General features: G+C 62.5%; 7 protein-coding genes. 3 read left to right on the top strand and 4 right to left on the bottom strand.

Annotation, left to right across the window (positions count from 1 at the left end):
- Positions 1 to 84 precede the first annotated feature (84 nt).
- From BG60_RS34360 to BG60_RS34345, 4 genes are all read right to left on the bottom strand, one after another.
- Entirely contained in the window at positions 85 to 1,110 is a 1,026-nt protein-coding gene (locus BG60_RS34360; RefSeq protein WP_051996840.1) for an MraY family glycosyltransferase, read from the bottom strand.
- Between the two features lie 191 nt (positions 1,111 to 1,301).
- Positions 1,302 to 2,273: a UDP-glucose 4-epimerase family protein gene (locus BG60_RS34355; protein ID WP_034474352.1), complete on the bottom strand. Its 972-nt coding sequence runs from the start codon at positions 2,271 to 2,273 to the stop codon at positions 1,302 to 1,304.
- Complete coding sequence (locus BG60_RS34350; RefSeq protein WP_034474349.1) at positions 2,270 to 3,094, bottom strand: glycosyltransferase family 2 protein; 825 nt, start codon at positions 3,092 to 3,094, stop codon at positions 2,270 to 2,272. The genes BG60_RS34355 and BG60_RS34350 overlap by 4 nt, the downstream gene beginning before the upstream one ends.
- 117 nt (positions 3,095 to 3,211) lie before the next feature.
- Positions 3,212 to 3,610: a GtrA family protein gene (locus tag BG60_RS34345; protein ID WP_034474346.1), complete on the bottom strand. Its 399-nt coding sequence runs from the start codon at positions 3,608 to 3,610 to the stop codon at positions 3,212 to 3,214.
- A gap of 193 nt (positions 3,611 to 3,803) precedes the next feature.
- Between BG60_RS34345 and BG60_RS34340 the strand changes: the two genes are divergently transcribed.
- From BG60_RS34340 to BG60_RS34330, 3 genes are read left to right on the top strand one after another with little or no spacing between them, the layout of a single operon-like run.
- Positions 3,804 to 5,225: a UbiA family prenyltransferase gene (locus BG60_RS34340; RefSeq protein ID WP_008342552.1), complete on the top strand. Its 1,422-nt coding sequence runs from the start codon at positions 3,804 to 3,806 to the stop codon at positions 5,223 to 5,225.
- A gap of 3 nt (positions 5,226 to 5,228) precedes the next feature.
- Complete coding sequence (locus BG60_RS34335) at positions 5,229 to 6,545, top strand: FAD-binding oxidoreductase (protein WP_034474344.1); 1,317 nt, start codon at positions 5,229 to 5,231, stop codon at positions 6,543 to 6,545.
- Positions 6,542 to 7,282, top strand: a complete 741-nt coding sequence (locus BG60_RS34330; RefSeq protein ID WP_034474342.1) for an SDR family oxidoreductase — start codon at positions 6,542 to 6,544, stop codon at positions 7,280 to 7,282. The genes BG60_RS34335 and BG60_RS34330 overlap by 4 nt, the downstream gene beginning before the upstream one ends.
- Positions 7,283 to 9,058 lie beyond the last annotated feature (1,776 nt).

The following is a 9,058-nucleotide window of genomic DNA, read 5'->3' as shown; positions in this document are numbered from 1 at the left end:
GGCTCCGACGACGGCCACGAGATCGAAGCCGAACGCCCCCGCCGATAGCCATGTAGCTTTTATTCGATTCATCAGCATGGACCCTCAAGATTGTCCGGTATGGCGCGTTTCATGACGACGCCACTGCGCGTCGACGACCGCGCCCGCTGCCACAACCACGACTGCCCAGCCCGCAACCGCCGCCCACTGCCCCGTGACCGAAAACCACAGCGCCCAGTTCGCGAGGATCATGCCCGCCAGCATGAGCAGATACCACGTGAGCGCGGTGCGCGCGTGCCCCATTCCGAGGCGCACCATGCGCTGATAGTAATGCTCTCGATGCGCCTGCCAAAATTTTTCACCGCGCGCGAGGCGTCGCAGCAACGTGACCGTGGCATCCGCGATGAAAGGCGAAAACACGAGCGCCGGAAACCAGACGGGCCACGCGCCCCGTTGCCAGCCCCAGAACCCGAGCGCGCCTGCCAGAAATCCCAACGGAATAGACCCGGCATCGCCGAGAAAAATCCGAGCCGGATGGAAATTGAGGGTCAGGAAACCGGCCGCCGCTCCGGCGATCGCCGCGCTCGCCAGGCCGAGATCGGCTTGCGGCGCGGGTCCGGCGAGCGCCGCGAGCGCGTAGCCGCCGAATCCGAACAGCGCCATGCCGCCGGCGAGCCCGTCGGAGCCGTCCATGAAGTTGTAGAGATTGACGAGCCACAGCATCAGAAAGCCGACGAATGCGAGCGCCCACCACGGCGCGTTCGCCGGATGCGCGACGATCACGAGCGTCACCGCGACGATATGCGCCGCGAAGCGCACGCGCGCGGGCAAACCGCGGCGGTCGTCGATCTGCGAGACGGCCGCGAGGAAGACCGCGCATGCCGCGACGAGCCACATCGACGGGGCCGCGACGAGAAGCGCGACGACGGCGACCGGCACGATGCCCCAGCCGCCGACGCGCGGCGTGGGCCGTTCGTGCAGCGAACGCTCGTTGGGGATATCGGTGGCGAGGCGCCACGCGAGGCCCGTGCGGATGAGCGTCCGCAGAATCAGCGCGCAGGCGGCGAACGCCAATACCGCGACCGACATCGCGGCCAGCGGCGGCGAAGCTTGGAAATACGAATGCAGCATGCGTTGTTATGAGTTGTCGAAAACGAAGCCCCGATCGTCCCGGCGACTTTTATCCCGGGCAAACCCGCAAGGATACGCGAACGGTCGCCGGAATTAGTCGTAAATAACTGACGGATAACGAAAATCGCGCCGATATCGAAGCCGCGCATATTTTAACGTTCGCGACGGACGTTTCCGATCGCGAGAACCGTTTATTGCGCGCGCGTCGAGCGAAACCACGCGGCCGTGGCGGCGAGGCCTTCGTCGAGCGATTGCGGCGCTTGCCAGCCGAGCGTCTCGCGGATGCGGCTCGAATCGAGGCGCAGGCTGCCGGTCAGCCGATCGATCTGCGCGGTCTTGCCCGTCAGACGCCCGACGCCGCGCAAGAGTCCCACCGGCACCGGCACGAGCCGCGCCGGTTTGCCGAGATGTTGGCCGAGCTTGCGCGCGAGTTCGGCGACGCTCGGGTCGTCGCCGTCCGTGACATGGAACAGGCGGCCCGCCGCAGCCGGATGGAGCGCGCATTCGATCGTCGCGCTCGCGAGATTGTCGACGGAGACGAGGCTGCGGCGCGCATCGATCGCGCCGAGCGGCAACGGGATGCCGCGCGCGATCGCGTTCATCATCGCCAGGAAATTGGCGCGCACGCCGGGGCCGTAGACGAGCGGCGGCCGCACGATGGCGATTTCCAGCCCGGTGCGGCTGCCGAATTCGAGCAGTTTCACTTCGGCTTCGGCTTTCGACACGCCGTAGGCATCGGGCGGATTGCGCGCGTCGTCTTCGCTGAACGGGCGGCCCGGATCGCTTTCGCCGAGCGCCTTGACGCTGCTCATCATGACAAAGCGCGTCACGCCCGCTCGCCGCGCGGATTCGGCGGCGGCGAGCGTGCCGTCGACGTTGACCGCCCGATACGCCTTCAACACGGCCTGCGATTGGGCGGCGGCGTCGGCCATTACGTGGACGCGCGCCGCAAGATGGATCACTGCGTCGCAACCGGCAAAGGCTTCGGGCGCGATCGAATCGAGGCCGTCGATATGGCGCACGTCGACGCCCGGTTCGCACTGCGCGTCGCGCCGCACGAGCCCTTTCGCGCCGATCCCGCGCGCCGCGAGCGCACGGCTCACCGCGCGGCCGACGAAGCCGTTGGCGCCGGTTATCGCGATGCGTCGGCCGGATTCGCTCATAGCCATTTCCAGCCGAAACGGTTGAAGAACCGGTACGCCGACGTGACGAACAGCTTGATGTGCACCGAGCCTTTCTTCGCCGCGCCGCCGCCGTGATGCAGGATTCGCACCGACGGCACATAGGCGATGCGCGCGACGCGGCGCGTGCGCAGGCTCAGGTCGTAGTCCTCGAAATAGAGGAAATAGCGCGGATCGAAGCCGCCGAGCGACTTGAGCACATCGGTTCTGAAGAGCATGAAGCAGCCGCTCACGATCGGCGGATCCCACACGATATTGCTGTCGCCGATGACATCGCGCATTTCGTAGCGCGCGAGGCGCCCCGCGAACGGCTTGCGCAGCGCCGACGGCAGAAAGCCGCGCACGAAAAGGTCGAGCACGGTCGGATAGCGGCGGCAAAGAAACTGCTGACGGCCATCGTCGCCGCCGATCCACGGCGCGAGCAGACCGGTTTCCGGCGAGCCGTGCAGAAAGGCGAGCGCGCGGCGCAGGCCATCGGCATTGAGTTCGACGTCGGGATTGAGAATCAGATGGAAGCGGCTGTTCGCGCGCTCGATGGCGAGATTGTGGCCGCGTCCATAACCGACATTGCCGTGCCCTTTGAGCACCACGGTGTCGAATTCGGCATCCGAGGGCGCCGGCAGGTCGGCGAGCTCGCCCGGATTGCCGTTGTCGATCAGATACAGGCACGGGCGCCCGGCGACATCGTGCAGTTGGGCGAGCGCGGATTCCAGCGTTTCGACGGTGCGCGCGAGCAACGCGGCATCGGGCCGGTAGACGACGATGGAAATGCTGAGAGTGATCGGCGGGGCGTTCGCGTTCATCGGACAAATGGGGCGTCCGCGCCACGAAAGGAAAACGGACCGCATCGACGGGTGGAAGACGCCAAGATTGTCCTTAATGTCGGAGGTTTCGGCAACCGCGGGCGGCGGGGCGTCGCGTCAGGCGAACGTGCGAAACACGTAGCGCTTGTCGAGGCGGTACTTGATCACATAACCGATCGCGAGACCGATGCAGCCGCCGACGTAGCGCATTTCGGCCGTTCCGAAGACGTGATTGAAGCCGAATTCGACGCCCCAGAAAATCGCTGTGGTGACGAGGCCCATCGTGACGTAGAGCGTGAACATGGTCGCGTCGTGACGCGCATTCTCCGCCTTGAAGCGGAAGATCCATTTCTTGTCGAGCAGATATTTCACGACGAGACCGACGCCCGTGCCGACGAACACCGACAGCAAAACATGCCAGGGGCCGCTATAGATGCGCGTAGTCAGATCCTGCGCGCCGATGTTGGCAAGCGTCGCGATGGCGGCGAAAAAGGTGTAGAGCAGCGCGAGTTGCATGTGTTCAGAACATGGTTCGGTGGTTCGGCGTTTTTCCGGCGCTACGTCACACGTTGCTTGGCGGAAAAATCGACACCATATACGATGTGCCTGGAAAACTCGACAAAGCCGGTGCCGAAGCCGTCGCTGAGAAGACGGCCAGGCCCGGTTCCGCCCGGTCGTGGGCTTAAGCAATCATCTCAACGTGAATTGAATGAGCAAGCCCATCGTCGTCGATCTCGATGGCACGTTGATTCACTCCGACATTCTCGTCGAGAGCGGATTCGCCTTCCTGAGATCCTCACCGCAGAAATTCTTCAAGCCGCTGCTGTGGCTTTCCAGCGGCGGCAAGTCCGTGCTCAAGTCGCGGCTCGCCGAGCACGTGAGCATCGATGTCGCGACGCTGCCCTACAACACGCAGGTCGTGAACTGGCTGAAGGACATGCGCGCCGGGGGCCGCACGATCGCGCTCGCCACCGCGAGCCATGAATCGTTCGCGCATCGCATCGCGGAGCATCTCGGCATCTTCGATCGCGTGTTCGCCACCGACGAGCGCGTCAACCTTTCCGCGCATCGCAAGCGCGACCGGCTCGTCGCCGAGTACGGCGAGAAGGGCTTCGATTACGTCGGCAATTCGCACGATGACATGTCCGTCTGGGCCGCCGCCGATCGCGCGTACGTGGTCAATCCGCACGCGGGCGTCGTGCGCGCCGCATCGAAGCACGACAACGTCGAACAGGTCTTCGAGAATCGCCCGCCGACGCTCAAGGTCTGGGCCAAGTCCCTGCGGCTGCATCAGTGGCTGAAAAACGTGCTGATCTTCGTGCCGCTGCTCGCAGGGCATCAGCTGAAGTCGCCGGCGGCCATCGAGTCCGCCGTGATTGCGTTCTTCGCGTTCGGGCTGTGTGCATCGAGCGTGTATCTGCTAAACGATCTGCTCGACTTGCAGGACGACCGGCAGCATCCGGTGAAGCGCCGGCGCCCGCTCGCCGCCGGCACGATGCCGCTCGCATGGGGCATGGCGCTCTGCCCTGTTCTGCTCGCCGCCGCGTTCTCGATCTCGCTCACGTTCTTGTCGTGGAAATTCAACGCGGTCCTGCTCGGCTACTACGTGCTGACGCTCGCCTATTCGCTCGCGCTCAAGCGTCAGGTGATGATCGACGTCGTCGTGCTTGCCGCGCTGTACACGACGCGCATCGTCGCGGGCGCCGCGGCGATCCATGTCCCGCTCACGTTCTGGCTGCTAGCTTTCTCGATGTTCGCGTTCCTGAGCCTCGCGCTCGTCAAGCGCTACACCGAGCTTCACGCGATGATGAAGTCCGGGCGCGAAGGCGCGCGCGGGCGAGGTTATCTGGCGAGCGATCTGGCCATCGTGTCGTCGCTGGGAACGTCGTCGGGTTACATCTCGGTGCTCGTGCTCGCGCTCTATATCCAGGACGAACGCACCACCGTGCTTTACCGGCATCCGCAATACATCTGGATGGTGTGTCCGCTGATGCTCTACTGGTTCAGCCGGACATGGGTCATCACGCATCGCGGACGCATGAACGACGATCCCATCGTGTTCGCGGCGCGCGATCGCATGAGCCTCGTCGTCGTCGCGCTGTGCGGCTTCGCGTTCTGGCTCGCGATCTGAGCGATGAGCGAACTGCTCTCCTGGGGCCGCTACCCGCGCCTGCCGCAGACCGCGCACGCCGCGCACTGGCGCGACGAAGCGCAGGCGCGATGGCGCGACGTGCAGCGCGAACATGGCACGACGCTCGCGTTCGGCAATGGCCGAAGCTACGGCGACGTCTGCCTCGCGAGTTCGAATCACGTCTTTCAGACGCTCGCGCTCGACCGGATCATCGCCGCCGACTGGACGCGCGGCATCGTGCGCGCCGAGCCCGGCATCACGTTCGAGCAGATTCTCGCGCTCGCGGTGCCGCGCGGCTGGATGCTGCCGGTCACGCCGGGCACGAAGTACCTGACGCTGGGCGGCGCGATCGCCAACGACGTGCACGGCAAGAATCATCACGTGCGCGGCACGTTCGGGCGGCATGTGCGCGCGTTCGGCCTCGCGCGCAGCGACGGCACGTTCATCGAATGCTCGCCGGAATCGAACACGGAGATGTTCAATGCGACGATCGGCGGGCTCGGGCTGACGGGACTCATCCTGTGGGCCGAGTTCTCGCTGATGCCGATCCGCACGAGTCTCATCGACGTGACGAGCATCCGCTTCGGCAAGCTCGACGAGTTCTTCGATCTCTCGGAAGAGTACGACGCGAAGCACGAGTATTGCGTCGCGTGGGTCGATTGCGCGAGCCGCGGACCGGCGCTCGGGCGCGGCATCTTCATGGCGGGCGATCACGCGATCCACGGCTCGCTCGATGTCGAACAGCGCAACACGCGCCGCGTGCCGTTCACGCCGCCCGTTTCGCTCATCAACGGCCTCACGCTGCGCGCGTTCAACGAGCTGTACTACCGGAAGCAGCGACGCGCGATCGAGCTTTCGCGCGTCGGTTACGACGGCTATTTCTATCCGCTCGACAGTCTGCTCGAATGGAACCGCATCTACGGGCCGCAGGGGTTTCAGCAGTATCAGTGCGTCGTGCCGGCAGCGAGCGCGCGCGATGCGGTGCGCGCGATGCTCGATCGCATTTCATCGAGCGGCACGGGTTCGTTTCTCGCGGTGCTCAAGCGCTGCGGGAACATTCCGTCGCCGGGGCTGCTGTCGTTTCCGATGGAAGGCACCTCGCTCGCGCTCGACTTTCCGCAGCATGAATTGCGTAATTCGCAGCTCTTCGACGCGCTCGACGCGATCGTGCGCGATGCCGGCGGACGCATCTATCCGGCCAAGGACGCGCACATGTCGGGCGCCGATTTCCGCGCCGCTTATCCCCGATGGCAGGCGCTCGAATCGCTTCGCGATCCGGCCATGCTGTCGCATTTCTGGAAACGAATGACTGGCCTATGAAGAACATCGTCATCGTGGGCGCCACGTCCGCTATCGCCATCGCCTGCGCGCGAGAATGGGCCGCGAAAGGCGCGCGCTTCTTTCTCGTCGCGCGCAATCAGGAACGCATGGAGCAGGTCGCCGCCGATTTGACGGCGCGGGGGGCGGCTTCGGTCGCCGTGTATCGGCTCGATATCGACAAGCTCGACGATCACGCCGCGATGCTCGCTGACTGCGCCGCGCACATGGATTCGATCGATATCGTGCTGATCGCGTCGGGCACGCTGCCGGACCAGGCGGCCTGCCAGAGCGATCCCGCCGTCGCGGTGCGCGAGTTTCATACCAATGCGCTTTCGCTGATTGCGCTCATCACGCCGATCGCCAATCGGCTTGAGGCGCAGCGGCACGGGACGCTCGCGGTGATCTCGTCGGTGGCGGGCGATCGCGGGCGTCCGTCGAATTATCTTTATGGCAGCGCGAAGGCCGCGTTGCAGGCGTTTCTCGAAGGCTTGCGCGCGCGGTTGTTCAAGGTCGGCGTGCATGTCGTCGATATCAAACCCGGCTTCGTCGCCACGCCGATGACTGCGGGGCTGCCGTTGCCCGGCCCGCTCGTCGCCACGCCGGAGAAGGTCGCGAAGGACATCGTGCGCGGAATCGACAGGAAGAAGGACGTGCTTTATACGCCGTGGTTCTGGTGGGGGATTATGCTGATCATCCGGAACGTGCCGCGGTTCGTGTTTAAGCGCGCGTCGCTTTAAGTAGGCGCAGTTTCAGCGCGATAGTTGACACTCCGCAGACCCCCAAGCCACCAAGAGCGCCGATATATGTTGCCGAAGATGTGGTTGGAGTCAAACCCCACTTGCGGAGTCACGGCACTGCCGACTCCCATCATCAGATACGCCGTGACAGAGTGGCGCCGTAATGTGTACTTTGTGACTTACAGTCGACGATCTATTTTGTTGTCTCGTATGAATTTCAGGCCGCCATGGCCGTTGTTGAACAGCACTGGGGAAGAGAATCGCTAGGGAGCGTCGACGCGTGTCTCGAGGCCCCGCGCTGGGACGTTCGCGACGGTGGGGAGCGCGAGAACAGGTGCAAAGGCAACTCGCATGTATTTTAAGTGCGAAGTTCAGCAACCATTTTCAAGAACTCTCGGCGCCTTAAACTCGAACGCTCCAGTTTTAAACGCTCGAACGCGAATCAGTGATCCGAATAAAATATGGGCCCGCACACAAGAAGGTAAAAACTTGCAAGGTCTTTTCGTCGTGGCGTTCTTGATTTTGATTATATTCGAGAAGCCATGGCACACCACTTTTCCCATGTGCGCCTCTACCTAATCTTCGTCGCTCGCGTTCAATCTATGCGATTTTTTTTGAGCCACGAATCGCATTGTTGACGCGGGCTTTGTCTAAAGTTGCTCACCCCAACCCCAACCCCAACCCCAACCCCAACTCTAGGAATTAGCCGCCACATCGACTCTCCCTAACTTCATAGGTATCCGAGTTCGAAGTAAGCTCGTAGCGCCGCGACCAAAAAAGCCAGAAATAAAGGTGCAAGCCCTACACAAAGCTAAAGTGGTTGCACGAGCATGCAACAAAATACATTTAACGCTAGTGCATAAGTAGCAATCGGATTGAAACACTATTTAAGGACTGAGTCGTCGGAAGATACGATGTTTTTTCGCAAACCGAGGAAAATTGAGTGACGCTAGACAGTCGGCTCATTTGCGTTGCAAAGATTGTTCGATACAACGGAAGATTGAGGACGTCTACGAGCGGTCATCCTAACCGACGTTGTTGACAAGTCTGCTGATCGTTCCGTTACCGTTCATCGAATTAGCTTAGCTTCAATCGATGCGCCCTTGCAGTCCTATCGGGACTGCCGTTCATTTCTGCGCATGCGTTCAACAGCAAACCAACTTCCTTTCAGAGCCACGGGCATATATGAATCCGCGCTCCGCCAGGTTCATTCGTATCCGAGTTTTACGAGCGTGGAGTGATTGCGCACGGTCGGGAGACAGACGCCAGTGAGACTTCACTCACGATTGCAGTCTCCAAGAATATTGGGATTCGCTTGCTATTTGTCCCGTCTAAGCAAAGCGCGGCCTTAATCGTCCCATATTCGGCAGAACGTATTTTGAGCACGCGCCGCGATACCAATATTTCAACAGCGAATTGACCGCACGCCCAGGCATCACTCAGTCGATCGGCCCGGCCAAAAAGAGCCGCTTCTTATGCAAGATTCTCCTTCGGACGGCTGCGGAACCACGACCCCGTGCGGTCAGAAGCGTCTCTGGTTGAACGTGCAGAAGTTTCTTCACGACCCCGCTCGACTACGCCTGCGGCCCAACTACCGGAGCTCACTCGTTGCCGCCGTTCGCCAATCGGACGCCTTGTCGGCCGGCATTGTCAGCGGAGCGGACGTTCGAAGATCCGATGCATCGATGCTTCAGTGAAAATCCGCCCACGTCAAACCTTCTTAGCCGGCAACGCATCCTGAGCGATCACGAAGTTGGGGGCGGCCCGACGAGGTTC

The sequence above is a fragment of the Caballeronia zhejiangensis genome, from assembly GCF_000698575.1.
In the GTDB taxonomy this organism is placed as follows: Bacteria; Pseudomonadota; Gammaproteobacteria; order Burkholderiales; family Burkholderiaceae; genus Caballeronia; species Caballeronia zhejiangensis.
This window is presented reverse-complemented; position numbering and strand designations above follow the sequence as displayed.